At 57.6% G+C, this 23,104-nt stretch carries 24 protein-coding genes and 1 tRNA gene; 13 read left to right on the top strand and 12 right to left on the bottom strand.

Translation table 11 applies throughout. From position 1 onward, the window contains the following. Positions 1-30: 30 nt before the first annotated feature. Positions 31-912: a polyphosphate kinase 2 gene (gene ppk2, locus K3752_RS11160; RefSeq protein WP_254430284.1), complete on the bottom strand. Its 882-nt coding sequence runs from the start codon at positions 910-912 to the stop codon at positions 31-33. A gap of 182 nt (positions 913-1,094) precedes the next feature. Here ppk2 and K3752_RS11165 point away from each other — a divergent pair, with 182 nt between their 5' ends. Next, the gene (locus K3752_RS11165; protein WP_170338247.1) at positions 1,095-1,973 is read left to right on the top strand and encodes an alpha/beta fold hydrolase; all 879 of its coding nucleotides are present in this window, start codon (positions 1,095-1,097) and stop codon (positions 1,971-1,973) included. Positions 1,974-2,018: 45 nt separating this feature from the next. Here the strand turns inward: K3752_RS11165 and K3752_RS11170 are convergent, their stop codons facing one another. Continuing rightward, entirely contained in the window at positions 2,019-2,627 is a 609-nt protein-coding gene (locus tag K3752_RS11170; protein ID WP_260063258.1) for a carboxymuconolactone decarboxylase family protein, read from the bottom strand. A 155-nt stretch (positions 2,628-2,782) separates the two neighbouring features. Here K3752_RS11170 and parE point away from each other — a divergent pair, with 155 nt between their 5' ends. The 3 genes from parE (at position 2,783) to K3752_RS11185 (ending at position 6,289) form a co-directional block, all read left to right on the top strand. Further along, complete coding sequence (parE, locus tag K3752_RS11175) at positions 2,783-4,741, top strand: DNA topoisomerase IV subunit B (protein WP_260063259.1); 1,959 nt, start codon at positions 2,783-2,785, stop codon at positions 4,739-4,741. Beyond that, on the top strand, positions 4,741-5,787 hold the full coding sequence (locus K3752_RS11180; protein WP_260063260.1) for a GTP pyrophosphokinase family protein: 1,047 nt from the start codon (positions 4,741-4,743) through the stop codon (positions 5,785-5,787). Before parE ends, K3752_RS11180 begins: the two co-directional genes overlap by 1 nt. Before the next feature lie 220 nt (positions 5,788-6,007). Then, on the top strand, positions 6,008-6,289 hold the full coding sequence (locus tag K3752_RS11185; protein WP_170337779.1) for a hypothetical protein: 282 nt from the start codon (positions 6,008-6,010) through the stop codon (positions 6,287-6,289). Between the two features lie 14 nt (positions 6,290-6,303). Here the strand turns inward: K3752_RS11185 and K3752_RS11190 are convergent, their stop codons facing one another. After that, on the bottom strand, positions 6,304-7,074 hold the full coding sequence (locus K3752_RS11190) for an alpha/beta hydrolase (protein WP_260063261.1): 771 nt from the start codon (positions 7,072-7,074) through the stop codon (positions 6,304-6,306). A gap of 106 nt (positions 7,075-7,180) precedes the next feature. Between K3752_RS11190 and K3752_RS11195 the strand changes: the two genes are divergently transcribed. Further along, on the top strand, positions 7,181-8,050 hold the full coding sequence (locus tag K3752_RS11195) for a hypothetical protein (RefSeq protein WP_260063262.1): 870 nt from the start codon (positions 7,181-7,183) through the stop codon (positions 8,048-8,050). On the opposite strand, the gene K3752_RS11200 is transcribed toward K3752_RS11195, so the two are convergent. After that, positions 7,998-8,531, bottom strand: coding sequence for a glycosyl transferase (locus K3752_RS11200; protein ID WP_260063263.1), 534 nt, complete (start codon positions 8,529-8,531; stop codon positions 7,998-8,000). The genes K3752_RS11195 and K3752_RS11200 overlap by 53 nt on opposite strands. Before the next feature lie 138 nt (positions 8,532-8,669). Here K3752_RS11200 and K3752_RS11205 point away from each other — a divergent pair, with 138 nt between their 5' ends. After that, positions 8,670-9,407 carry a folate-binding protein YgfZ gene (locus K3752_RS11205; protein ID WP_260063264.1) on the top strand — a complete coding sequence of 246 codons (738 nt, stop codon included), beginning with the start codon at positions 8,670-8,672 and terminating at the stop codon, positions 9,405-9,407. A 106-nt stretch (positions 9,408-9,513) separates the two neighbouring features. After that, a complete protein-coding gene (locus K3752_RS11210; protein ID WP_170338230.1) occupies positions 9,514-10,479 on the top strand; it encodes an ABC transporter transmembrane domain-containing protein in 966 nt (321 codons plus the stop codon). A gap of 40 nt (positions 10,480-10,519) precedes the next feature. Here the strand turns inward: K3752_RS11210 and efp are convergent, their stop codons facing one another. Beyond that, the gene (efp, locus tag K3752_RS11215) at positions 10,520-11,083 is read right to left on the bottom strand and encodes an elongation factor P (RefSeq protein ID WP_093962584.1); all 564 of its coding nucleotides are present in this window, start codon (positions 11,081-11,083) and stop codon (positions 10,520-10,522) included. A gap of 219 nt (positions 11,084-11,302) precedes the next feature. Here efp and K3752_RS11220 point away from each other — a divergent pair, with 219 nt between their 5' ends. Both K3752_RS11220 and K3752_RS11225 read left to right on the top strand, forming a co-directional pair. Beyond that, positions 11,303-11,623, top strand: a complete 321-nt coding sequence (locus K3752_RS11220; RefSeq protein ID WP_093962585.1) for a DUF6280 family protein — start codon at positions 11,303-11,305, stop codon at positions 11,621-11,623. Between the two features lie 158 nt (positions 11,624-11,781). After that, on the top strand, positions 11,782-13,239 hold the full coding sequence (locus K3752_RS11225; RefSeq protein ID WP_260063265.1) for a cobyric acid synthase: 1,458 nt from the start codon (positions 11,782-11,784) through the stop codon (positions 13,237-13,239). A 3-nt stretch (positions 13,240-13,242) separates the two neighbouring features. Here K3752_RS11225 and K3752_RS11230 read toward each other — a convergent pair whose 3' ends face one another. From K3752_RS11230 to K3752_RS11240, 3 genes are all read right to left on the bottom strand, one after another. Further along, complete coding sequence (locus K3752_RS11230; RefSeq protein ID WP_260063266.1) at positions 13,243-14,061, bottom strand: hypothetical protein; 819 nt, start codon at positions 14,059-14,061, stop codon at positions 13,243-13,245. A gap of 74 nt (positions 14,062-14,135) precedes the next feature. Continuing rightward, on the bottom strand, positions 14,136-15,554 hold the full coding sequence (locus K3752_RS11235) for a TolC family outer membrane protein (RefSeq protein WP_170338225.1): 1,419 nt from the start codon (positions 15,552-15,554) through the stop codon (positions 14,136-14,138). A gap of 95 nt (positions 15,555-15,649) precedes the next feature. Then, on the bottom strand, positions 15,650-16,303 hold the full coding sequence (locus K3752_RS11240; protein ID WP_170338223.1) for a protein-L-isoaspartate O-methyltransferase: 654 nt from the start codon (positions 16,301-16,303) through the stop codon (positions 15,650-15,652). 227 nt (positions 16,304-16,530) lie between these two features. Between K3752_RS11240 and K3752_RS11245 the strand changes: the two genes are divergently transcribed. Beyond that, positions 16,531-16,604, top strand: a tRNA-Cys gene (locus tag K3752_RS11245). A 68-nt stretch (positions 16,605-16,672) separates the two neighbouring features. Here K3752_RS11245 and xerC read toward each other — a convergent pair. From xerC to K3752_RS11260, 3 genes are read right to left on the bottom strand one after another with little or no spacing between them, the layout of a single operon-like run. Next, on the bottom strand, positions 16,673-17,704 hold the full coding sequence (gene xerC / locus K3752_RS11250) for a tyrosine recombinase XerC (RefSeq protein WP_260063267.1): 1,032 nt from the start codon (positions 17,702-17,704) through the stop codon (positions 16,673-16,675). Further along, the gene (locus K3752_RS11255; RefSeq protein ID WP_260063268.1) at positions 17,701-17,892 is read right to left on the bottom strand and encodes a hypothetical protein; all 192 of its coding nucleotides are present in this window, start codon (positions 17,890-17,892) and stop codon (positions 17,701-17,703) included. Before K3752_RS11255 ends, xerC begins: the two co-directional genes overlap by 4 nt. A gap of 24 nt (positions 17,893-17,916) precedes the next feature. Next, positions 17,917-18,111, bottom strand: a complete 195-nt coding sequence (locus tag K3752_RS11260; protein ID WP_260063269.1) for an Arc family DNA-binding protein — start codon at positions 18,109-18,111, stop codon at positions 17,917-17,919. A gap of 33 nt (positions 18,112-18,144) precedes the next feature. On the opposite strand from K3752_RS11260, the gene K3752_RS11265 reads away from it, so the two are divergent. Both K3752_RS11265 and K3752_RS11270 read left to right on the top strand, forming a co-directional pair. Further along, complete coding sequence (locus K3752_RS11265) at positions 18,145-18,534, top strand: Arc family DNA-binding protein (protein WP_260063270.1); 390 nt, start codon at positions 18,145-18,147, stop codon at positions 18,532-18,534. A 40-nt stretch (positions 18,535-18,574) separates the two neighbouring features. Further along, positions 18,575-21,421: a UvrD-helicase domain-containing protein gene (locus K3752_RS11270; RefSeq protein WP_260063271.1), complete on the top strand. Its 2,847-nt coding sequence runs from the start codon at positions 18,575-18,577 to the stop codon at positions 21,419-21,421. On the opposite strand, the gene K3752_RS11275 is transcribed toward K3752_RS11270, so the two are convergent. Beyond that, positions 21,418-21,897: a hypothetical protein gene (locus tag K3752_RS11275; protein ID WP_311201677.1), complete on the bottom strand. Its 480-nt coding sequence runs from the start codon at positions 21,895-21,897 to the stop codon at positions 21,418-21,420. The genes K3752_RS11270 and K3752_RS11275 overlap by 4 nt on opposite strands. A gap of 377 nt (positions 21,898-22,274) precedes the next feature. Here K3752_RS11275 and K3752_RS11280 point away from each other — a divergent pair, with 377 nt between their 5' ends. Continuing rightward, positions 22,275-22,430, top strand: a complete 156-nt coding sequence (locus K3752_RS11280) for a helix-turn-helix domain-containing protein (RefSeq protein ID WP_233486594.1) — start codon at positions 22,275-22,277, stop codon at positions 22,428-22,430. Positions 22,431-23,104 lie beyond the last annotated feature (674 nt).

Genomic DNA, 23,104 nt, shown 5'->3' on the forward strand with positions numbered 1-23,104 from the left:
TCGAGACCTCGATGACGCCCGTCGGACCAATCAGGTGACGCGCGCCTCGGGATGGATCGCCGTACCAAGGATGTGATCCGACCGGTGGACCACATGATGTGCCTGCCCCACGATCAATGGATCGGGCTGGCCCACGATGTCATGATCCTTGTCCGGATAGTCCAGCGTCGACAGGAAATGCCGCATGCAGTTCAGCCGGGCGCGTTTCTTGTCGTTCGACTTGACGATGGTCCAAGGCGCGTCGGCGGTGTCGGTATAGAAGAACATCGCCTCTTTCGCCTCGGTATAGTCGTCCCATTTGTCCAGACTGGCCTTGTCGATGGGCGACAGTTTCCACTGCTTCAGCGGGTCTGTCTCTCGGCTTTTGAAACGGCGCAGCTGCTCGTCCCGCGTGACCGAGAACCAGTACTTGTACAGCTGGATTCCCGACCGAACCATCATACGCTCCAACTCGGGCGTCTGGCGCATGAACTCGAGGTATTCGTTCGGGGTGCAGAACCCCATTACCCGCTCGACCCCGGCCCGGTTGTACCAGGACCGGTCATAAAACACCATTTCGCCGACGGTGGGCAATTCCTGGATATAGCGCTGGTAATACCACTGGCCCTTCTCCTCCCAGGTCGGTTTGTTCAGCGCCACCACCCGGGCCTGACGCGGGTTCAGATGCTCCATGAACCGCTTGATGGTGCCGCCCTTGCCGGCGGCGTCGCGACCCTCGAACAGCAGCACGAACTTCTGCCCGGTCTCCTGCGCCCACAACTGCACCTTCAACAATTCGGCCTGCAACTGGGCCTTCTGCTTTTCATAGGCCGCCCGGGACAATTTCGAGCGATACGGATACTCCCCGCTTTCAAAGGCCTGCCGGATCTTTTCGCGGGTGGGCGCTTCGGTGTCCGCGTTCGGTTTGGCCATGACGGCCACGGGGGCTGCGGTCGTCTTTTTTCGGATCACTGCGTCCATATGCTCTCTCCTGTGTCACTGTCCGCCGAAACGCCTAGCAGATCTGCATCTTTTCCGCGTTGATCCGTATCAAGTTGACTTCGGCGACGGCTCCGAAAACTCTGCAGGTGTGAACTCAGTCAGGGGCATCCCGCATGGACAGCGAATTCTTCGACCTCAACGGCCACCCGTTCTTCGTCCGCCGCTGGGGCGATCCCAACCTGCCTACGCTTTTGATGTTGCACGGTTTCCCGGAGTATGGCGGCGCGTGGTCCGACCTGGCCCCGCACCTGTCGGACCGCTTTCACTGCATCGCGCCGGACCAGCGTGGCTATGGTCAAAGCTGGGCCCCCGAGGGTATTTCGAACTATGCGCTGTCAAAGCTGGTGTCGGACATGGCCGTGCTGATCGAGCAGGTTGGCGACCCCGTCACTGTGCTGGGACATGATTGGGGCGCCTCGGTGGCTTACGGAATTGCCATGTTCCACCCCAAGTTGGTCAGCCGCCTGATCATCGCCAACGGTGTTCACCCTGTCCCGTTCCAGCGCGAACTTGCGGCAGGAGGCAAACAATCCGAGGCCTCTCAATACATCAACCGCCTGCGCGCGCCCGATGCAGCCGAATTTCTTTCGGCCGACAACTTCGCCAAGCTCGAACAATTCTTTCGGCATGGCATGGGGTTGGACTGGATGAGCGACGCGCGCATGGGCGACTATCGCACCGAATGGGCCCGCCCGGAACGGCTCGACGCCATGCTGAACTGGTACCGGGCCTCACCCCTTGTGGTGGCTGAGCCAGGCGCGCCCTGCACGGACCTGCCGGAACTGCCCGTTGACAGGCTGAGGGTCCGCTGCCCGCATTTGCTTCTGTGGGGGCCGCGGGACAAAGCCTTGCTTCCCGAATGCACCGATGGGCTGGAAGAGTTCGCTCCCAACCTGACCCGCATGCAGATCGACGGTACAGACCATTGGCTGCATCACCAGAAACCTCAGGCGGTGGCCGACGCTATTCTCGATTGGGTTCAGGACAACTGAGCCAACTCTTCGCCCGACGCCGAAGGACGCAAGAGGCAGCGCCCTTCACCGATGGCCCCAGTCATCCGGATTGTCCGAATTGTTCGGAGACAACCCCAGAATGTCGCCCTTGGTCGAACAGCCAAGCCCCAGAACGGTGCGGTTGGCATAGGAGAAATAGGCGCAAACCTGATTGATCTCCAGGATCTCACCATCGTCCCAGCCAACAGATCGCAACGCGTCAATATCCGCCGCCACCAGGTCGGCCGGGTTCTCGGTCAGTTTTCGGGCGTATTCCATCGCCGCCACCTGTGCGGGGTCCAACGGCGCCGTCTCGGGTGTTTCCACCTCGATCGCCGCGCGGATGGCCAAACCGCGCTGCTCGTCGCCCAAGAGTCGCTGCAACCCGCTGAAATGATGCTCGACACAATAGCCGCAGCGATTCAACGAGCTGACCCAGACCCCGAGCACTTCCAGAAACCACTTGGGAACCGAGTTTCCCGAATGGTGCAGCACGTTCTTGTAGAGCGCCATGTGACCTTCCATCGAATGTGGACGCAGGGAATGCACCATCATGATGTTGTCCACATTGTTCCCAGGCCCCGTGACCCGGTCATACAGCGTCTTCAACCGACCGCGGGCCTCGTCGAATGGTATCGTCTTGATCCAGCTCATCACCTGCTCCTCCAAGATTTCCGCATCTCAGCGGGAAACCACCCGTTTTGCAACCCGCCACCGACCGCAAGATTGATACAACACCTCGCGTCCCTCTTCCCCCGACCCACATCACCTGCCATAATGGGCCAAACCCAAAAACAAGAGCAGCACCCATGCCCGACGACCTGTTGACGCCCGAATCCGCCACCACCTACGACGCCTCCTCGATCGAGGTACTCGAAGGTCTGGAGCCCGTGCGCAAACGCCCCGGCATGTATATCGGCGGCACCGACGAACGGGCACTGCACCACATGGTGGCCGAAATCCTCGACAACTCGATGGACGAGGCCGTTGCCGGTCACGCCAACCGTATCGAGGTGGAACTGCACGACGATTACGCCCTGACCGTGCGCGACAACGGCCGCGGTATTCCGATCGACCCGCACCCGAAGTTCCCCGACAAATCCGCGCTCGAGGTGATCCTGTGCACCCTGCACGCGGGCGGCAAGTTCTCGGGCAAGGCCTACCAGACCTCGGGCGGTCTGCACGGCGTGGGCGCCTCGGTGGTCAACGCGCTGTCGGATTCGATGGTCGTTCAAGTGGCCCGCAACAAGGAGCTGTACGAACAGCGCTTTTCGCGCGGCATCCCGCTGGGTCCGGTCGAAAAGGTGGGCTCGGCTCCCAACCGGCGCGGCACCACCGTCACCTTCCACGCCGACCCCGAAATCTTCGGCCACCACCGGTTCAAACCCGCCCGCCTGTTCAAGTCGATCCGCTCCAAGGCCTACCTGTTCTCGGGCGTTGAAATTCGTTGGAAAACCGCCATCGACGACGGCGAGACGCCTACCGAGGCCACCTTCCACTTCCCCGGTGGCTTGTCGGACTACCTCAAGGAGACGATGAACGGCTCCTCGACCTATTCCGAACAGCCCTTCGCCGGAACCGTCGATTTCAACGAGAAATTCGGCACCCCCGGCAAGGTGGAATGGGCGATCAACTGGACGCCGTCGCGCGATGGCTTCATCCAGTCCTACTGCAACACCGTTCCCACGCCCGAAGGCGGTACTCATGTTGCGGGCTTCTGGGCCGCGATCCTCAAGGGCATCAAGGCCTACGGTGAACTGATCAACAACAAGAAGGCCGCCCAGATCACCCGCGATGACCTGATCACCGGCGGCTGCGCGCTGGTTTCGTGTTTCATCCGTGAACCCGAATTCGTCGGCCAGACCAAGGACCGTCTTGCCACGGTCGAGGCGCAGCGGCTGGTCGAAAACTCGGTCCGCGACCATTTCGACAACTGGCTGGCCGCCGACACCAAATCCGCCGGCGCCATTCTGGACTTCCTCATCCTGCGGGCCGAGGAACGCCTGCGCCGACGGGCCGAGAAGGAAACACAACGCAAGTCCGCCACTAAGAAACTCCGTCTTCCCGGCAAGTTGGTGGACTGTAGTAGTTCAACACGCGACGGCACCGAATTATTCATCGTCGAGGGCGACTCGGCTGGCGGCTCGGCCAAGATGGCCCGCGACCGCAAGACACAGGCCCTGCTGCCCCTGCGTGGCAAGATCCTGAACGTACTGGGCGCGGCCAGTTCGAAACTGGGCACCAACGCCGAGATCAATGACCTGACGCAGGCGCTTGGCGTGGGGCTGGGCAGCAAGTTCAACCTCGACGATCTACGCTATGACAAGGTCATCATCATGACCGACGCCGACGTGGACGGCGCGCATATCGCCTCGCTGCTGATGACGTTCTTCTTCACCCAGATGCGCCCGATGATCGACGCGGGCCACCTGTACCTGGCCTGCCCACCGCTCTACCGCCTGACCCAAGGCGCCAAGCGTGTCTATTGCCTAGACGAAGCCGAGCGCGACGAATGGCTGGAGAAAGGTCTGGGCGGCAAAGGCAAGATCGACGTCAGCCGCTTCAAGGGTCTGGGTGAAATGGACGCTAAGGACCTGAAAGAAACCACGATGGACCCCAAGTCGCGGAAATTGATCCGCGTCACCATCGACGAGGACGAACCCGGCGAGACCGGAGACCTGGTCGAGCGCCTGATGGGCAAGAAACCCGAACTGCGGTTCCAATATATTCAGGAGAACGCGCGGTTTGTTGAGGAGTTGGATGTTTGATGGACCTCCACGAATTTAAGACTTTCCTTTCTCATAACACTGGAAAACTAAAAAAATTGGAAGAAGCGGCGGAAAGAATTACCCGCCACGCTCTCGAAGAGGAGAATATTCCTTTTCTCGATGTAACGCATCGTGTGAAAGACTTGACTAGCGCCGAAAATAAGCAGCGAAGCAAAAAGTACGCCAACCCCGAAATGGAAATGACTGACCTAGTTGGGCTTCGTGTTATCGTTTATCTTGAAAGTGATATAGAACGGGCTGAAGTAGCACTTCGAAACTGCTTTGAAATAGATGAGGCGAACTGCGTCGACAAGCGAAAAAAGTCTGTCGATCAAGTCGGTTACAGATCGTTACACTTAGTTTGCAGCCTTGGGGAAAGCAGAAAAGAAGTACCCGAGTACAAAAACCTTTTTGAAAACAAGTTTGAAATACAAATCAGGACTGCACTGGAACACACTTGGGCCGAAATCGAGCACAAGCAAAACTACAAGGGCAGAAATATTTTACCGGAGAACCTTCAAAGAAGACTCATGATCCTTGCAGGAGCTTTGGAGTTACTGGACAATGAATTCTCCAACATCGTCAGCGAAGCTCAGGTCTATGGTGAAATGATCTCCGAAAACAATGTGAGAGTTTTGGAGGATGAAATCACCGTGACTTCCGCTGAAGCACTACTGGTTGATTTTGCAAAGAAGTATGATCGAGAGATTGAACCAGTTATGGCACCCAAAGATCGAGTTATCGAAGAACTCAAGAATTTCGGGATTCGAACAAACTCGGAACTGAGAAAGTTACTCGACGAAACTATCGAAAAAATATCTTTGGTCGGGGAGCCTTTCTCGCTTTTTGGCACATATCGCGATGCAATGATGACCAAAGACTTGGACAGGTTCTTAAAGGACGCTTATAATGGTGGCTTCACATTCATGAGAGATGAAATTGACTATCTAGAAGGCGTGTGCGGCTACGAGAATGTTCTCGATACATTAAATTTTTTCGGGGCAGATTTTGATCCAATCTATTGGCACGAAGTAGCCGAACCTTAAAACTAATGAAAGTATGGCGACGATAACTTCAATATCTCTATTTCGAAATGAGTGGTTAATTCGGGCTACATTTGTTTAGAGTGAAGGCCTTTAGCCCCCCCTTGCCTAACCCTTTGATCCCGATCACACTAACCCTCAACCCGTCATCCAAGAACGAGCTTTGAGGTTCCGAGCGTCCAAGACCCAATTTGAAAAACGGATATCCGAACGGGAGGACGACATGAAAACTTTGACCCTCGGGCTGGCCCTGACCCTGATGGCCTCGGCAGCCCCCGCGCAGCAGATGCTCAGCACCGCATCCCCCATCCCCGACGGCGCCGAGACCCGGTTCTGCTATTACGACGGCATGGCCTATTCCGAGGACGCCTTTGTGCTGATGGTCGGTGACAACACCGTCACCAGCACGGTGAGCACGGTGCAGGAACGCCTGTTGCGTTGTTACCGCGAAAGCGACGGCGTGCTGCGTTGGCGGCCTCAGAGCACGTTTCAGGTCAGCAAATAAAGCCTGAACGGCCCCTAGCCCAGCTTCTGGTCCAGCCAGTCCGCGATCTGTGCGGCTGGCTTTTCCCAACCGGGCTCCATGAACAGAAAATGCGCGTGACCTTCTGCGGACAGAAAGGTCGCGCGGTCGCCATAGAGTTTCGCCAAGGAACGGCAGGTGTTGGGGTTCACTGCCCTGTCCTCCGAGCCTGAAACGATCAGAACCGGGCAGTCGACCTTGTCGATATCAACCTTCATCGCGTGGTGATCGTCGAACATCCAGAAAAACATCTCGAACATCACCCGCCCGCTTTCCGGGCCAAGCTGATCGAACACCGCATGTTGCTGGGCTTCGGGCATTTTGTTCAATGCGAATGGGGCCATCAAGTCGAAGTCGACGCGCATGGGCTGCTTCCAGAAGGCCCCGCCCTCCATCAAGGCGCGCGGCACGGCGCGTTCGTCATCGGTTTCCGGCAGGGTGCCCCAGGCCGCGTTCGGGTTGATCAACACGATGGCGCTGGCTAACCCGCGAGACGCAACCTGCTGGGCAACGACGCCCGCAATGGCATGACCGAGGATCACGGGTTTGCTGTCCAACCCCTGGACGAATTCGGCAATGTCGTTGGCATAATCCAGAACGCTGGTGTCGGTCAGACCCGCATCGGGCTCGGCTGCGGGATCGCCGCCATGGAATCTCAGCGCCGGGGTGTGCGCCGTCCATCCACGGGCGCGGAAGAACTCCGCATTGTCCGCCATGCACCACGGCCCGGCAAACGCCCCGTGGATCAGCACAATCTCTTTGGTCATCACGTTCTCCCTCCGGCTCCTGACCCGAGTATGGGCATCCTGACACGCGTTACAACTGCACGTGATCGCTGTTGCGTGGGAAGACTGACCACTTAAACTCGGGTGCATGAGCTTCATCACCGACTATCAGCTGCCCCTGCTGTTGCTGTTCTTTCTGGCCGGATCGATTGGCACCGCGTTCCTGTTTCGCAAACCAGCGGGCCACCGGGCATGGAAGCTGGCCGACCTCGTGTGGGTCGTGTTGGGTGGGCTGGGCGCGCTGGTGGCGGTCATGGCTGGGCTCTACAAATCCGACAGCTCAAGGTTGGACAGGCAGATCGACGTTGCCTATGCGGCGACACTGGCCTTCGATCGCGACGCTGCGCGGTTCCGGCTGCGGTTCTGCGATCCGGCCTACGATCCGGACACGGCGGTTTTGTGCGACAAGGTCGAGTTCCTGTCGGCCTCGACCGCCAGCAACGCCGACCTGCCGCTGTTCATCGCCGTCACCAACGAAGTTGCGCCGCTGCAGGGCCTGAACTTCATCTTCGGCGCACGGTCCCGAGGCCAGATGGATGACATTCAGGACATGGCCGCCAAGGCCGATGCCTTCGACATCGAGCAATTCCTGGTATTCACCACGCTGGACGAAGAAACGCAGACCGCGATCGACAACATGCGGCGGAAAGTGCCGGCAATCGCCGGAGACTATATGATCCTCGCGCAAAGCTATGATGACCTGATCGCTCAGGTCGCCAAACTGAAGGGAGAGTGGGAGTATCTTCAGGAAAACGCCCACATTCTCGTGCTACAGATCATCGCGCTGTGTCTTGTCAGCTTTGCGGCACCATTCCGGTTGGGCAAATCTGTTGTCGAGTTGCGGTCCAACCTCATCGCCGAGCCGACGGTGCGGCAGCCACCCCCTGAAGCATCTGGGACCGGGGTTACTGAGGTGGCGCCTCAGGACGCGTCCGACCACGGCGCCCGGCACCTGTAATGGCACGCGCCCGCAACAGAGTCGCGCGCGGCAGAGAGCGCATGAACGCCTCCTCCTTCCCCGGTTGATCCGGATATCCGCCGGCGGCCTTGTACAATTGCGCCGGCAGCAGCAGACCCTGATCACCAGACGCCAGTCCAAAGACCCAGCTGCGCAGATTGGCCCAACCTGCCGTCAAACTCGGCATCAGGCCTGAGGACCGGAACCCAAGGAGGAACACACCCGGACGCCGCGTTACAAGGTGCTCGGCCACCGCGTCGGTCCATCCGGGCTCAAGCTCGGTCCCTGGAAGGATGATCAGCAACCAGTCGCCCACCGCGGCGTCGCATCCCACGCGCAGCTGCGCGGTACGGGACCCGGTCCCGGCAACGATCCGGGCACCTGCTTCATCGGCAATACGCAACGTATGATCGGTCGACCCGCCATCGGCGATGACAAGTTCACGGATCAGACCGGCGTGCAGACCTTCCATCAGGGTCATCAGCGAGCGCGCGAGTTCGGTTTGGGAATCGAATGTCGGAATCACGATACTGATCGGGGCGGACACGTTCGAAACCTCTGGTCTTGGCAACGGGTTCGCTTATATCACCGCTCTCAGGGCAATGACGAGGACCCAAAAATGAGCACCCGCCGCATTTTGCGCCTGACCGGCACGGATACCGACAGCTTCTTGCAAGGTCTGGTCACCAATGACACCCGCAAGCTGGACGATGGTCTTGTCTACGCGGCCATACTGACCCCACAGGGCAAGTACCTGGTCGATTTCTTTCTGAAACGAGATGGCGACTCGGTGCTGCTGGACGTGGCTGAGTGGATGGCGGATGCACTTATCAAGCGGCTGAACATGTACAAGCTGCGGGCGGACGTGCGTATCGAGGAAACCAACTTGCACCTGCAACGCGGAACCGGGCCCGCACCCGAGGGCGCTCTGCCCGATCCTCGTCACCCCGATATGGGCTGGCGCGCATATTCTGACGCTCCCGAAGCCGATGATGGAACGGATTGGGACGCAATTCGGGTGCGTCATTGCATCCCGGAAACCGGGATCGAGCTGACACCGGACACGTATATCCTCGAGGCCGGATTCGAGCCGCTCAACGGTGTCGATTTCAAAAAGGGTTGCTATGTCGGGCAAGAGGTTACCGCTCGCATGAAGCACAAGACCCAGTTGCGCAAGGGGCTGCGGGTTGTCGCCATCGACGGCGCGGCTCCGGTCGGCTCCGAAATCCTCTCGGCGGGAAAGCCAGCTGGTACGCTGTTCACGCAATCGAACGGACAGGCCATCGCCTATCTGCGCCTTGATCGGGCGGGCGACGACATGCAGGCCGGAGACGCCCGCCTGTGTCTGCTGGAGTGAGCCTGTTGCCCAACCGGCACGACCACCGACCGGGCTGCTTTGCAAACGTTTTATCCGACCCGGCCACACGGTAAGACTTGAGGCACTTGGCTGATCGGGTGCCTGCATGCTCCAACTGTATTCAGCCATCTGGCGCGCCAGCGCCGGACGGCAAGTCATACTGATCCTGTTGTCCTTGTCGGTCGCGGCTCTTGCCGCGGCCCCGTTGGAGTTTCAACGGGACATCATCAACCATCTGACCTCGGACAATATCGAGGCGCCCCATCTTCTGCTGCTGGGCGCCGGCATGATGGGGGTGATCCTGCTGAGCCTCGCTCTGAAGTGGGTGCTGGGGTATCGCGCGGGGACATTGGGCGAAGACATGATCCGTCGGATCCGTCAGCTTTTGCTGGCCCGCACCGTGGACGTGGACGAGTCGGGCGAGAATGTCCGCAAGGGAACCATGACGACGGCCATCTCTGCCGAAGCCGAAGAACTGGGCAAATTCGCAGGCGGCGCGTTCTCGGACCCGGTCGTACAAATCGGAACCTTGGTCAGCGTGATTGGCTACATCTCGTCGACGCAACCCTGGCTGGGACTGATTGCCCTTTCGATGATCGCACCGCAGATCCTTATCGTTCTCGTCTCGCAGAGAAAGGTGAACGTGTTCGTGGCGGACCGCGTCCGCATATTGCGTAGCGCGACCGACCATCTGACGATCGAAAACATCGAGGCCGTGACTCAAGAGGTGCACGACCAATTCGACGCGATCTACGACACCCGGCGGCGGATGTTCCTGTGGAAACTGTCGGCCAAGTTTCTGCTGAGCGTGATCAACGGTGCAGGCACCGTCGGTGTTCTGATGCTGGGCGGATGGCTGGTTCTGCAGGGAGAAACCGACGTGGGAACCGTCGTCGCCGCGACCAGCGGTCTGGCCCGGATCCAGGGGCCGACCGGGTTTCTCATCGCTTTTTACCGGCAGGTCAGCGCCAATCGCATCAAGTTCGAGCTGTTGCTGGAACTGTTCGGCCCCGACCGCGCCCGCTACCGCCGGGGCGGGGCCGCCTCGCAAGAAAAAAACCGCGCCGAATAGCGGCGCGGTTTCTTGGTCTTTCTCCGAGTATGACGCAACGTTACGCGCGCTCGGAATATTCCATGGTCTCGGTGTTCACGACGATCATCTCGTCCTGCGCGATGAACGGCGGCACCATGACTTTGACCCCGTTGTCCAGAACCGCCGGCTTGAACGAGTTCGCCGCAGTCTGACCTTTGACGACCGGTTCAGTCTCGACGACCTTGCAGACGACTTTCTGAGGCAGCGTCGCGTTCAGCGCCTCGCTTTCATAGAATTCGACCACGATGGTCATTCCGTCCTGAAGGAACGGACGACGGTCACCCAGCAAATCTGCAGGCAATTCAATCTGTTCATAGGTCTCGGCATCCATGAATACCAGCATCCCGTCGCTTTCATACAGGAACTGCTGGTCTTTCTGCTCCAACCGAACACGCTCGACCTTGTCCGCTGAACGGAACCGCTCGTTCAGTTTCGAACCGTTGCGCAGGTTCCGCAATTCTACTTGTGCAAAAGCACCGCCTTTGCCCGGTTTGACGTGATCGACCTTGACCGCCGCCCACAGACCGCCGTTATGCTCAAGCACATTGCCCGGGCGAATTTCGTTCCCATTGATCTTGGGCATGACATATTTCCTTCACACATGGTTGATGCGTCAGTTGTCGTCCCTATATCTGGCGGGACCGATCCATGCAATACAACGAAACCTAGTGCTGCACCTGCAGAGAGCCATGCAAATGACGCAACGCAACTATGCAAATTAGGTGTATCCGAATCGCACTAAATAGGTCATAAGGACCGCCACGCCGAAAATTACAAGAGCAAGAACAACAAGGAAAACGAGATGAGAGATTTCGTTGACGGCACCGCCTTTAACAATGAGCAAGGCAACCGTGCCCGCAAACTTTTCGCGGCCGTTGTGCTGGCTGCACTCGATGATGCCATCGCCGATGACAAGAAATACGGCAATGGCCCGGAACAAATCGCCCGCTGGGCACGCTCGCGCGATGGGCGCGAAGTGCTGTCCTGCGCTGGCATCGACCCGAACGAACGGGTTGTCCACGGACTGATGGAGTTCGTTGGCCGTGGCGTGCGTACGTCCGTCGCCCTGTCGCGCGAAGAAAGCGAACGCCGCAACGCTGCCCAGCAGGCCGAAGCCGCCTAAGGCTTTGCCCGACCCAAAAACGCGCGCCGGTACTTTCGGCGCGCTTTTTTTTGCCCTGTACGCAGCGGAATGGTCGCATTCGTCGTGCAAATGGCCCGATCCACGCTTTCGTCGGCTGAATAAATGCGGTCATCTGCCAACATCCGCAGGAGGCTCAGATGGTTCGCGCGATCATGATTCAGGGGACCGGCAGCAACGTCGGCAAGTCGATGCTTGTGGCCGGGCTGGCCCGGGCCTTTGCGCGGCGAGGGTTGAAGGTTGCCCCTTTCAAACCGCAGAACATGTCCAACAACGCCGCAGTGGCGGCAAACGGAGGCGAGATTGGCCGCGCCCAGGCGCTGCAGGCCCGGGCGGCGGGGCGCGCGCCCCATACGGACATGAATCCAATCCTTCTGAAGCCGGAAACCGATACCGGTGCGCAGGTGATCGTTCAGGGCAAGCGGGCGGGAACGATGCGGGCCAAGGACTATCGCAAGGACAAATCCAAACTTCTGAACGCTGCGCTCGAAAGCTTTGCCAGGCTTTGCCAAGATGCCGACCTTGTGCTGCTCGAGGGCGCCGGCAGTCCGGCCGAGACCAACCTGCGAGCAGGCGACATCGCCAACATGGGCTTTGCCTGCGCCGCAAATGTGCCCGTCATACTGGTGGGAGACATTCACCGGGGCGGCGTCATAGCGCAGATCGTAGGCACCCATGCAGTGCTGGAGAACGCTGACCTTGCAATGATCCGCGGCTTTGCGGTCAATCGCTTCAAGGGAGACGTCAGCCTGTTTGATGACGGGCGCGACGACATTGCGGCACGCACCGGATGGCCTTGCCTGGGCGTCGTTCCCTGGTTTGAGGACGCCTGGAAACTGCCGGCGGAAGACATGATGGATATCCGCTCGCACGCCGGCGGCACCTGCAAGGTTGCGGTGCCGCAACTGGAGCGCATGGCGAATTTCGATGATTTGGACCCGCTCTCCGCCGAGCCGGGTGTTTCGGTCGAGATCATTCCGGCTGGCCGCCCCCTTCCCGGTGACGCGGATCTGGTGATTCTGCCGGGCAGCAAATCCACGATTGGAGATTTGGCCTTTTTCCGCAAACAGGGTTGGGACATCGACCTGTATGCACACGTTCGGCGGGGCGGCCATGTTCTTGGCCTTTGCGGCGGGTATCAGATGCTGGGCCGGGTGATCGCCGACCCCGATGGAGTGGACGGCAGACCCGGCAGCGTCGATGGGCTGGGTTTGCTGGACGTGGAAACGGTTATGTCCGGGGAAAAGCGGGTCGAACTGCGATCAGCGCAGGCCTTGCCCGGCGGCGAGCCTGTAACCGGCTACGAAATCCACATGGGACGCACCCAAGGTCCGGATACTGCCCGTGCGTGGTTGCAGGTGGAGGGTCGCCCGGAAGGCGCCGCATCGAGAGACGGGCGCGTTTTGGGAAGCTATTTACACGGCATTTTCGCGTCAGACGCCTTCCGCGCGTCGTATCTGCAGCGGTTTGGCGCCAGGTCGGAACTGGCATACGAAGACAGTGTTGAGCAAACGTTGGAGGCGTTGGCCTATCACCTTGAACAGCATATGGACCTTGATGCCCTGCTGTCACTGGCAGCCGAGCCTCGGTTCGGCTGAGCGTCAATCCAAATTCTGAGCGGCCAAAGCGCGGTTGATCTCGCGCCGCACCAGCTTGCGAATGTTGCGGGTGATACGTTCACCCAGCGCGCCCTGCAGTTCCTGACGGACGATGTCTGCGATCAACTCGCGCAATTCGTCTTCATCCATCGTGCCGGTCGCCATCGCCGGCGTTTCCTGATCCAGCTTTACTTCGGCCTCTGAGGCATCCCGGTTGTCGCGGATAAACGTGGCAGGCGTTGTTTCCTCGTCGCTGTCAGCGTCCATCTCAGCTTCGGACGCAGCCGCATCCTTTGATGCCGAAAACCCGGTGTCCGAGGCCCAACTGACCGTGTCGGTGCGCGTGCCGGAATAAGCGTCGTCGCTTTCACCGTCAGGCTCCCACTGATCTTCGGTCCGCGCAATCGCAGCCTCAAGAGCCGCGATCTTGGCGCTCAGGCTTCCGGCCAGATCCCTGCGGCCTTCGCGATCATCCGAAGACTCACCGCCAATGTCATTGATTGCCGGAGTTCCGGGGCGAACGATATCGCAAGACCGCAACCGCATAGGTTGTGACAGGTCGTTGGCCGGGCGCATCGCCTCGACATTCGCAGCATGCTGCGAGGCCGCCTCAGCCGAGATCTTTTGGGCCAGTTTCAAAGGTGCTTTTGGATCCTCGGGCGGTGTGCCAACCCGCAGGGCATCCGTCAAAACCAGGCGTCCCGGCTTGCGGGCCGCAGTCGCTTTGATCAGGTTCGGGACCTTGCGCCCTTCTTCGCTGACCAAACGCTTGATCGACGACAATACGTCTTCGACACCTGCTTTGACACTGCTATCCGTCATTGTTCTCTACCGCTCTGACCTTTTGGACCAGTGTATCCAATCCGGTCGAACCTAACAACAGATAGTGTGGCTGATCACTCGCGCCGCAAAGCTTTGAGAACTCGATCCAGGTCGCGGCTTTGCTTGCTGATCTGTGCTGGCGCCTTTTTGACCAGGTTATAGTAGAGCGTCGGGTCATAAATTTGGACCGCCAGTCCAAGGCGCTCGGCCGTCAACAGACCTTGTGCCTGCAACAACTGATAGGCAGCCAGCGACCGTTCCGTCCGCGAGGCAACTTCGGCCAATTGTGCGTCCAGCAAATCCTGCTGAGCGGTCAGAACGTCCAGCGTGGTCCGAGCCCCCAAGGTGGCCTCTTCGCGAATCCCGTCAAAGGCGACCTGCGACGCGCGTACCCTTTCGACGGATGCCCGCAGGCTGGCAGTGGCCGTTTCAAAGCGCACATAGGCGTCCGTCACACCCTGAGTGATGTCTTTCTGCACATTCAGAAGGTTGGCGCGCGATGCATCCCGCTGAGCCATTGCGCGGCGCACGTTGGCCGCCAATCGACCACCGGCATAGATGGGCTGATTGAAATTCAACGAGATGGACGCATCGTTGGTATAGTCGTCGTTGTCATAGCTTTCGGTGATCCCCGCGTCCGCGTTCAGACTGACATTCGGACCAAGGCCCGCGCGCTGCTGCTGCACGGTCAGATCCAAGGCACGCACCTGATGCTGCGCCGACAGGATTGCCGGGTGGTTTCTTTGTGCCAGGCTGATGGCCTCGGCCAATGAACCGGGCAGCTTCGGCAGACGCGGCTGGCCCGCAGTACGACCAGGCTGTTTGCCTACGGCGTTCACGTATTCCGCTTGAGCGGTGCTCAGGTCGCCTCGTGCATCGGCCAGATCAGCCTGCGAGCTTGCCAACTGCGCTTCGGACAGCGCGACGTCGGTCCGGGTGACCTCACCGACTTCAAAACGGTCCTGCGTGGCCCGCAGTTCCTCGCCCGAGAGATTGACGTTGTTCTGGCGAATTTGAACCGTTTCTTCCTGCAGCAGAACACTCAGATAAGCCGTCGTTGCGCGGAACAGAACCTGTTGCTCAATATCGATCAATGCCTGGCGGGTTGCCAGAACTGTTTCCTGAGCCGACTGTTTCCCGAGAATCGATGCACCGCCGTCATAGACCAGCTGGCTCAGCGTTAACCCCGAGAAGAAGCGCGATGGTTCGACCGTCGACACCACAGTTCCGGCGCGGGTCTTGGCGTAATCCTGGCTGACACGGACGGTCCAGTTGATGATCGGGCGCAGGGCCGACAACGCGATTGCAACGTCTTCGTCGGCTGCGCGCAGCAAGGCGCGGTTCTGTTCCAACAGCCCGCTTGTGTTGTATGCACCGATGAACGCGTCGGTCAGATTGTCCGCCAAAACCGAGCGCCCCGGCATCACGCTCAGCGCGATTCCCGCCGTCAGAGCGACTGCCTTGACCAGCTTCCCTCCAGCCGTTCCAAGCATACCCAAATCCTCTCAAATCAAAATAACGCAAGCCCGCAGGCAGTTTGCGCCTTTGTTTTCAACTAATCAAGGGACCGCGGAAAACCGCTGATCGACTATAGCGAAAATGCACACTCGGCCGAAAACGCCGGCAGTACCGGGGCGTTTGCGTTGAAGCCATGACGCCAAGTCACCCGCCCATCGGACTTTCGACCAATGCGAACGGTGCCCAGATTGCCTTCGACGAACAGGCAGGCGATGCGGCCATGATCTTTCAGTTGATCGAGCAGGGCATCGGGCAGACGTTCCACACCGCCCTGGATGATGATGACATCATAAGGGCCATGCTCGGCAGCCCCCTGCTCCAAAGGTCCGACATGAATGATCGCGTTGTCGATATCCGCCTCCATCAGGCGGGACTGCGCGTCGGCTGCGTTGGCCTCGTCATCCTCGACGCCCACCACAAGCTGCGCCATGTTCGCGGCCACGGCGGTCGAGTATCCGAACGCTGGGGCGATATCCAGAACCACCTCGTCATTCGAAATATTCAATGCATCCAGCATCTTCGCCAGAGTCCTCGGCTCCAGCAGGCAGCGCCCGTTTCCCAGATCGATCAGGTCGCCAGCATAGGCCACTTCGCGACTGGCATCCGGCACGAAATTCTCGCGCTGGACCTTCAGCATTGAATCGATGATCGGGAATTTGGTGACATCAGAGGGCCTGATCTGAGTGTCTACCATCGTGTGGCGTCGGGCTGCGAAATCCGTCATGTGACCGCTCGTATATTTCCCATGGTTGCTCGGCTTTTGCCACATCCGATCCCGCCCGGCAACGGCCAGCCCGGCAAAAATTGCAGGCCGCGACAAAAGTTGCCACTGCGCTGACCGACCATCCAACGCCGTGGTCGGCGGAATTTTCAGCAACCCTCTGGACGTTGTTCGGGAAAGCTGCTAGAACCGCGCCTGCACCACGTCAAGTAATTGAAATTGCTTGAAAAGGCGAGTTGGCGGAGTGGTGACGCAGCGGATTGCAAATCCGTGTACACCGGTTCGATTCCGGTACTCGCCTCCAATAAAATCAATGACTTGCGTCATCCTTACTCTCCTTCACTGCCATTTTTGAAACAACCGTTGAAACTTTCACGTTTCGGTCTTGCTTCGTTCCATTTGATTTCTTGCCTCTTGAGCGCGCTTGGCGAGCTCTCTTTGCCGGATCGGCCCACCGTACTTTTTCAGCATCTCAACGCCTGAATGGCCGGTGACCGCCTTGACCATTTCGTCATCACATCCAGCCAGATACAGCTCGATCGTCGCATTTTTCCTCAGCCCGTGCGTTTTGTAGTAGCTCGCCTTCTCGTGCTTCATCTTCTTTTTGATGGTGCGCATTTCCTCTGCAACGATCCGGTAGCTCACTGGCCGCCCCTTGGTGTCGGTCACGACAGTGCCGTCTGTTCGCGCAATGCCTTCGAGGTGGGTTTTCAGGCGGTCGGTGAGCGGGATCCAAAGAGGCTTGTCGGTTTTGCCCTGCGTGAAATCGAATCCTTCATCGGAGAAGTGGTCCCACTTCATCTTCACGACATCGCCAATGCGCTGGCCTGTGCCAACGCAAAGCTCGTAGACCAGCCGCGCCCGTTTTGAAGCCAGCGCTTCGAACTCTTCCCGAACATCATCTGGCCACGGCTCCCAGCCGTCGCTCTGCTGCTTGAAAAGCGGAATACCCTTCGCCGGATTGCCGTGCTCTTTCTTGATGAAGCCAATCAACCGGGCGTGATTCATCAAGACGACCATGACCTGGACAAGGTAGTTGGCTTGCCGCCAGTGATCCGCATTGGCGCGGTGCAATTCGTAGATGTGATGGGTTTCGATCCTCGCCGGGTCTTTGTCGGCCCAGATCTCACGAATGTGGCTGATGTACCGCCGATAGTCGGATCTCGTCCGGGGCTTCAGCTTCTTGTAGGCGTCGCTCTCGTAGTAGCTAAGGATCAGCGCCTCAAAATTGCGTTTCACCGGCGCAGGCGCTGGCTTTCCCTTTAGCAAGCGATTGTAGTGATCCCAAAATTCCGGCGTGCCCGCTTCCTCGTGCATCATGACGGAGATGCCACGCGACCGCCGGATGAACCGAAGGTACCCCCTGTCGTTGTAAACGTATTTTGGCAGGGTCTTTCGGGTCATTCGCCCATTCTCAACTCACTATTGAGAAAGTCGTCAGCTGCCTCTGGCGCGACCATGTTGGCATCGACGATGACACTGCCATCTGGCTTGATCTCGAACTTCGCGCGTTGCCAACCTGCCTCCCGCGCCTCGCGGATAAAAGCTGAGGCCGCTTGTTTCGCTTTCGTCTGTGCACTTGCTTTCGTCATCTTATCGATACCTCTCTCACCTCGTTAACAACGCGCATTATCACCCTGATCTATAGTGATTTTCCCAAATGCACCAAGTGCAGAACGTCTGTCTTTTGCCGCGCGAATTGCGCGGATCACCTCGGAATTCTGGGAGTTGCCATTGCGATCGGACTCCGCCTTGATCCACTCCTTGAGCTCTTGCGGAAGCCGAAGTTGCATTGGTTTACGATTGGTCATGAAACGCCTCCAGGTTGAAATCACATCCCGTTAGTGGCATTTAGCCACTATTGCGTCAATCTCTTTTTATGGCACAGTGCCACCATGCCAGAACAAAGCTCTCAAAATCAGGATAAATTCATCGTGCGGCTGCCCGACGGCCTGCGCGATCGAATACGCCTCGCGGCTGAGGCCAACCATCGCAGCATGAATGCTGAGGTCGTTGCCCTCCTCGAAGAAAACTATCCGGCCCCTGTACCGGAAAACGTCACCGATCCTGCTGCAAGGCTTCTTTTTTGGCTTGCCAAAAGAATACGACGCAGAACGCCTAAACCGGGCTCAGCGAGAGAGCGCCAAGCGGCGCTGTACGAGAGCATCGCGAGCGACATTACCGCTCGGATGGAGGCGATTCATCAGAGCAATCAGAAAGGCGGCAATGGTTAGCGAATTGAACGTTTAACCTCTAGAATCTGCCGAGAAAAAAATGCCCAAAACACTTTGGCAGCGCACGAAACACGTTGCCTCAACCTATACTTGGACCTTCATAGTTGTGATGGTCCTCAATCAACTGCTATTCTTCGGCTTTTGCCTAAATCCAATTTGTTTGATCGCGGCTATGCCGCATGTTCTTGCTATCACAGTGGCGTTGGGTAGCTGGTTCAACAAAATCAATGGCTGGGGCGGTGGCGACCAAGAAGTGGAGCGATCCCCCCCTTCAACGAGGGTCGTTCCAAAAAGAGTCCCAGCAATTGGGCCCAGTTCAGAGTATTCCGATTGGCGCAGCGCTTGGTCAACATCCATTGAACCGAACAGATGGATCCCCAAAGGTGAAGCTGAGAACATTGTCCGACGCTTTCCACCATTTAAGAACGGGAGCGAAGAAGCTGAACCCACTTCGCAGTATCCGCATTTTCAGAAGGCTCTTGCAAAAGAGTTTGATGCGGCTAACGCCGCTTTTGGGAAAAAACAGAAAGAACGGTTGAGCGATTTTTTTTCGTCAATCGAGCGGAACCCGCTCACCGATGAGCAAATGGATTGCTGCATCTGCATGGACAGCGCGCTCCAAATCGTTGCTGCTGCAGGATCCGGTAAGACATCAACTATCGTTGCACGTGTTGGGTATGCGCTAAAGGAAGGCTTGGTCCCACCTGAGGAGATTTTGATTCTTGCGTTCAACCGATCTGTAAAGGACGAACTGGAAGGTCGCATCAAAGAACGCCTTGGTGATTTTCCCAACGTTCAACGCATTAATGTAAAGACATTCAATGCTTTCGGCCTGGAGGTAATCGGAAAGAGCACCGGACGAAAGCCAAGGTTGGCTGACTGGGTTGAACCAGGCAAAGACATTCAAGCCATCTCAGAAATTGTAGAAGACCTTCGCCAACGCGATCCCCGCTTCCGGCTTGACTGGGATCTGTTCAGAACGGTCTACGGTCGCGGCATCGATGAGTGGGAGTACCTCAAGCAACCGGAAACCGACGTCATAGGTAGAGGCAGCATTCCAACGGCAGACGGGAAACTGGTTAAGAGCCAAGAAGAGCGCATGATCTGCGATTTTCTCTTCTACCACGGCGTGCCATATGAGTACGAACGTGCATACGAACACGACACTGCCACAGCAGAGCACTCCCAATACCATCCTGACTTCTATTACCCCCGTTTGAACCTCTACCACGAGCATTTTGCGCTTGACGCGTATGGCAAGGCACCGGCCCATTTTTCCGGCGACTATGTTTCGGGTGTCCTCTGGAAAAGGGAGCTACACGACGAAAGAGGAACCCAGCTATTCGAAACCACCTCGCATGGCTTGCGAAACGGTAACGACCTAGATCGGCTGAAATTCGAACTGGAGAAACACGGCGAAGTTCTAGAGTTCGACGAAAGCCGCAAATCCACCGGCCAAGAGCCAATTCCAACCAAGCAACTAGCCTCGACGATCCGTGCCTTCCAGCAGCATGTCAAAAGCAATGGACTGAGCCCGAGGGACTTGCACCAGAAGATTGCTGATCATGAGCGTGGCCACCGCGACCGGCTAACGCGCTTCGTTAAACTTTACGAAAGGGTCGCCGAGGAATGGCAGCGGCGTCTTGCTGTCGAAAACTGCATCGATTTCGATGACATGTTGCTCGATGCAATCAAGCACCTGAAAGAAGGGACATATCAAAGCCCCTTCAACATGGTTCTTGCGGACGAGTTTCAGGATGTTTCTCAGGCTAAGTTGCGTTTACTCAAAGCCCTAAAAGAAAGCGCAGGGACTTCCGCAAGCTTGTGCGTTGTTGGCGATGACTGGCAAGGGATCAACCGTTTCGCTGGTGCCGATATTTCTGTCATGACCGGTTTCGACCGAACATTCCTGAACGCTACACAGCTCACACTAAGCAAAACGTTCCGATGCCCTCAGGTTTTGTGCGAAGCATCCAGCGACTTCATCCAGAAGAATCCCATTCAAATAAGAAAGACCGTTGAAACCACCAACACTTATGAAAGAGCCGGACTTCATACATTTGCAGCTGAGACGATGAGTGGCGCTCTTGAGCGCATCGAGAAAGATCTTAGGCAGCTGCATGGTGCCGCCATAAATGGCCAGCTTGACGTGCCCGACGGCAACAAAGTCACCATCATGCTCTTGGGCCGTTATCACAAGGATAAGCCCGCCAGCTTCAACAGCTGGAAGCGCGCCTATGGCGATCAACTTGAGCTCAGTTATTCTACTGCCCATGCCGCAAAAGGCCTCGAGGCTGACTATGTGATGCTTCTCAACGTCACCGAAGGCTTGATGGGATTTCCAAGCCAAATCGTCGACGACCCTGCATTGCAGCTCGCGATGCCAGAGCCCGATGACTTCCCACTGGCTGAGGAGCGCCGCCTTTTCTATGTTGCCCTGACACGCGCCCGCCGACAAACGCGCATCTACACATTGCAGGACAAGCCTTCGAGATTTGTCGTCGAGCTCGCGAAAAACGGGCACACCGAGATCAAAAGCGAAAAGGCTACTTTGAAGGTCTGCCCAAAATGCGGGGCTGGCACACTCAGCCAAAAGACCGGACGATTTGGACCGTTTGAAGCGTGCAGCGCGCATCCAGAATGTGATTATACCAAGCGACTACTTACGGTTGGTAGAGGCAGCGCTTCTGCAGTGAAATCCATTCGACTAAAAGACCCCATAGCTGAAGGGGCGAAATGCCCAACATGCAATCAAGGCAACATGGTTCTCCGAATGGGGCCAGACGACGAACCGTTCCTTGGGTGCTCTTCCTTCCCTCGTTGTCGAACAACAGCACAAGTCACCAAACGGCAAAACGGGAAAGGAAAAAGGGGCACTGGACACTAGTAGGCCACCCATTCATATCCATGATTGCCTTCGTGATCTTCCCATTCCACACCTACTCCGCGCCGCCAATTTGATGACGAACAGCGCCGTGACGGTAGGACCCATTGTGGGGCGGCGGCTGGTGTCGTTCGTTGCCAGCTGAACTCTCCCTGCGTACCGTAGGTCCCGAGGCGCATGTTGTAACTCTCAGAGCAATCATCGTCGCGACCACGTTCGCGATGACTGTAGTGCCGAACATCCCAGACGCGGATCGAGCGCACGAAATCAAATTCCAGGCCACTGATGTCGATATCGGCACCGTCTTCGACCACCTGAGCCAGGATGATTTGGCCGAGCGTCTGACCTGTTTGGTTGCTGGCCTCCCAGATTTTCGGGGCTGTGCTTTGCAGCGGTGCGCGCTCAGAAACACCCATCGGGCAACGCCAGATTTGCAAAGGCGGCTCAATTGGCCAGGGCGTGATCCGGCGGATAAACACGGCGCGGGCATGGGCACATTCTGCTGACGCGGGCCACCCACCAGCCAGGCAAAGCAGAATGGCGCAGTCAACCTGATAGGCCTTAGCCGCCTGCGGGGCCACGGCTGAGAGTACAGCCACAACAGCTCCGCCTGTCCAGTTTCTGAAAAGTCTACTCCTCATATCAATAAATGCCTTATGATTACATTACTGCATTATTGACACATTACCTCCAACCCTGACCATCACACCATATGCGAGCATAGCGTTTATGATGTTCGCGCGCGCTTTGTGGAATATATTCCGTAGAGCGGTTCTTGTGATCTGGCCGATTACAGGCCATGAAATTACGGGAACGAGTAGGGTTAAATGTCCGGAATCTAAGAAGTTCCAGAGGATTGAGCCAAGAACAGCTAGCTTTGGCCGCGAACATCGATCGCAGCTATATCAGCGAGATTGAACTCGCCAAAAATTCAGCATCAATCGATGTTCTGGAGCGGATCGCGGATGCCCTCGAGGTCGATCCTAAGGAATTGTTTAACGAGAGGGGCTAGTTTTGCCCAAACTTGAGAGTGTTCGCACAACGGCCGAAGCGATCGGCCGCATTACGTGTATCAAGACAGGCGAAGAAATCGGTCTTCTGTATCAGTGGGATAACGGCGAGACGCAGGCCGCGCTATACGATGGCGGCCATCCTAAAACACCACACCGCTCAGATCATCCCGCTGAACCGGACCTTGGTGCAAAACGCAGCTAACGGCCGGAAAGAGCCCACTTTGACCGATGCTGCGCCGCACACGAATGTCCGGTCTCCAAGCAACGGCCACAAACGTGACAAAACCAAACCGAGTTTTGCCAAGGGTTTGTGGCACAGGATTTTTCTACGATTTGGATGGGGTATCGCGAAGTGACAGAAACCACCGTTTTCGCCAGTCCAGAATACCCCAAAACAACACTAGGTTGTAATACCCGGTGATGACGAACAAGAGCAGTCGCCGCGCAGAGTGCACTACGTATGGCTGTTGCCCTTCGAGGGAGAGCGGTTCTCAGCCAAGCAAACCTGAAAAAAAGTTTTCTGGCGGTGGCTTGTTAGGTTAGCCTGACGAGGTATCGAGTCACTAGAAAGGTGTCAGACATGCCCCTTGGTCATACTGGGCGCTGCCTGTGCGGAAACGTGGAGTACGACACGGGAAGTGACCCGCTCTGGGTGACAGTGTGTTACTGTAAG

This window comes from Ruegeria sp. B32, assembly GCF_025141855.1.
Lineage (GTDB): Bacteria > Pseudomonadota > Alphaproteobacteria > Rhodobacterales > Rhodobacteraceae > Ruegeria > Ruegeria arenilitoris.

Bases quoted from the DNA above. Each gene is read 5' to 3' on its own strand.
- K3752_RS11205 (WP_260063264.1), top strand. From the start codon at position 8,670: ATGAGCACCCGCCGCATTTTGCGCCTGACCGGCACGGATACCGACAGC.
- K3752_RS11235 (WP_170338225.1), bottom strand. From the start codon at position 15,554: ATGCTTGGAACGGCTGGAGGGAAGCTGGTCAAGGCAGTCGCTCTGACG.
- K3752_RS11200 (WP_260063263.1), bottom strand. From the start codon at position 8,531: ATGACCCTGATGGAAGGTCTGCACGCCGGTCTGATCCGTGAACTTGTC.
- K3752_RS11180 (WP_260063260.1), top strand. From the start codon at position 4,741: ATGGACCTCCACGAATTTAAGACTTTCCTTTCTCATAACACTGGAAAA.
- K3752_RS11255 (WP_260063268.1), bottom strand. From the start codon at position 17,892: ATGACGAAAGCAAGTGCACAGACGAAAGCGAAACAAGCGGCCTCAGCT.
- K3752_RS11240 (WP_170338223.1), bottom strand. From the start codon at position 16,303: ATGACGGATTTCGCAGCCCGACGCCACACGATGGTAGACACTCAGATC.
- xerC (WP_260063267.1), bottom strand. From the start codon at position 17,704: ATGACCCGAAAGACCCTGCCAAAATACGTTTACAACGACAGGGGGTAC.
- K3752_RS11165 (WP_170338247.1), top strand. From the start codon at position 1,095: ATGGACAGCGAATTCTTCGACCTCAACGGCCACCCGTTCTTCGTCCGC.
- K3752_RS11210 (WP_170338230.1), top strand. From the start codon at position 9,514: ATGCTCCAACTGTATTCAGCCATCTGGCGCGCCAGCGCCGGACGGCAA.
- K3752_RS11225 (WP_260063265.1), top strand. From the start codon at position 11,782: ATGGTTCGCGCGATCATGATTCAGGGGACCGGCAGCAACGTCGGCAAG.
- parE (WP_260063259.1), top strand. From the start codon at position 2,783: ATGCCCGACGACCTGTTGACGCCCGAATCCGCCACCACCTACGACGCC.
- K3752_RS11190 (WP_260063261.1), bottom strand. From the start codon at position 7,074: ATGACCAAAGAGATTGTGCTGATCCACGGGGCGTTTGCCGGGCCGTGG.
- K3752_RS11230 (WP_260063266.1), bottom strand. From the start codon at position 14,061: ATGACGGATAGCAGTGTCAAAGCAGGTGTCGAAGACGTATTGTCGTCG.
- efp (WP_093962584.1), bottom strand. From the start codon at position 11,083: ATGCCCAAGATCAATGGGAACGAAATTCGCCCGGGCAATGTGCTTGAG.
- K3752_RS11270 (WP_260063271.1), top strand. From the start codon at position 18,575: ATGCCCAAAACACTTTGGCAGCGCACGAAACACGTTGCCTCAACCTAT.
- K3752_RS11185 (WP_170337779.1), top strand. From the start codon at position 6,008: ATGAAAACTTTGACCCTCGGGCTGGCCCTGACCCTGATGGCCTCGGCA.
- K3752_RS11195 (WP_260063262.1), top strand. From the start codon at position 7,181: ATGAGCTTCATCACCGACTATCAGCTGCCCCTGCTGTTGCTGTTCTTT.
- K3752_RS11260 (WP_260063269.1), bottom strand. From the start codon at position 18,111: ATGACCAATCGTAAACCAATGCAACTTCGGCTTCCGCAAGAGCTCAAG.
- K3752_RS11220 (WP_093962585.1), top strand. From the start codon at position 11,303: ATGAGAGATTTCGTTGACGGCACCGCCTTTAACAATGAGCAAGGCAAC.
- K3752_RS11170 (WP_260063258.1), bottom strand. From the start codon at position 2,627: ATGAGCTGGATCAAGACGATACCATTCGACGAGGCCCGCGGTCGGTTG.
- ppk2 (WP_254430284.1), bottom strand. From the start codon at position 912: ATGGCCAAACCGAACGCGGACACCGAAGCGCCCACCCGCGAAAAGATC.